The sequence below is a fragment of the Eikenella sp. NML070372 genome (assembly GCF_001648415.1).
Taxonomy (GTDB): domain Bacteria; phylum Pseudomonadota; class Gammaproteobacteria; order Burkholderiales; family Neisseriaceae; genus Eikenella; species Eikenella exigua.
Window position 1 is genome coordinate 1 of the sequence record NZ_LXSN01000011.1, and the last position, 1441, is coordinate 1441.

General features: G+C 55.1%; 1 protein-coding gene. It reads right to left on the reverse strand.

Annotated elements, in window-relative coordinates:
• Position 1: 1 nt before the first annotated feature.
• Positions 2 to 1429, reverse strand: a complete 1428-nt coding sequence (locus A7P97_RS09340; RefSeq protein ID WP_067529178.1) for an amino acid permease — start codon at positions 1427 to 1429, stop codon at positions 2 to 4.
• Positions 1430 to 1441: the final 12 nt, after the last annotated feature.

Genomic DNA, 1441 nt, shown 5'->3' on the forward strand with positions numbered 1-1441 from the left:
CTTATTCGTCTTCGTCCTCTTCCTCGTCGCCCAAATCCACTTCCTCAAGCGGAATCACCCGGGTGCGGTAGCGCAGTTTGTGGTAGAGGTAGAAACCGAAGAATATGGGCAGGCCCATATAGGTCACCACAATCCGTTGCCAATCGATTTCGCCGCTCATCACCAGCTCGGTGTCCTGACCCAGAATCACCAACACGCACAACACCAGCGCGATCAGCGGGCCGAAGGGAAACCATTTGGCGCGGTAATCCAAGTCTTTCAAATCAAAACCCTGGGCAATGTAGGCGCGGCGGAAACGGTAGTGGCTGATGGCGATGCCCAGCCAAGAGATGAAGCCGGTTAAGCTTGAAGCGGCCAGAATATATTCATAGGCGTGGTCGTTGAAAATTTCGATTAAAAACAGCAGCAGCACCACCGCTGCCGTGGCCAGCACCGAACGTACCGGCACGCCGAAGCGGTTTACCTTGCGGAAGCTCTTGTACGCCATGCCGCTTTTGCCCATGGCATACAACATGCGCACCGAGGCATACATGCCGGAATTGCCGGCGGAGAGGATGGACGTGAGGATCACCGCGTTCATCACCGCTGCCGCCATGGCTAAGCCAGCGCGTTCAAACACCAGCGTAAACGGCGATTTGGCAATCTCAGACACATTTTCCGCGCCCAGCAATTCCGGGCTGGTGTAGGGAATCAGCAGGCCGATCACAAAAATTGACACGATATAGAAAATCAGGATGCGCCAAAACACCTGTTTCACGGCTTTCGGGATGCTCTCTTTCGGGTTTTCCGATTCACCGGCGGTGATGCCGATCAGCTCAGTGCCCTGAAACGAAAAGCCGGCAATCAGGAATACGCCCAACATGGTTAAGAAGCTACCTGGAAAACCGTCGCCTAAAAACGGCGCGTCGCCCACGGTAAAGTTAGCCAGACCCACATAGTCGCCGCCGAGAATACCGAAAATCGTCAGCATGCCCACGCCGAGGAAGACGACAACCGTAACCACCTTAACCAGCGAAAACCAATATTCCGATTCGCCGAAAGCTTCTACCGACAACATATTCAACAGCACAATCAGCCCGAAAAACAGCAGGCTCCAGCCCCAAGGCGGCATAAAGCGCATCGGCTCCCAATACGTGATTACCAGCGCGGCAATGGAAATGTCTACTGCCACTGTGATGACCCAGCTAAACCAATAATTCCAGCCTAGGGCATAACCCAGCGAGGGATCGACAAACTTGGCGGCATAAGTGGAAAACGAGCCGGACACCGGCAGATAAGTGGCCATTTCGCCCAATGAAGTCATCAGGAAATACACCATCAGGCCGATGGCGGCATAAGCCACCAATGCGCCGCCCGGGCCTGCCATATGGATGGCGCTGCCGCTGGCCATAAACAGGCCGGTGCCGATGCTGCCGCCGATGGCGATCATCGAAAGATGGCG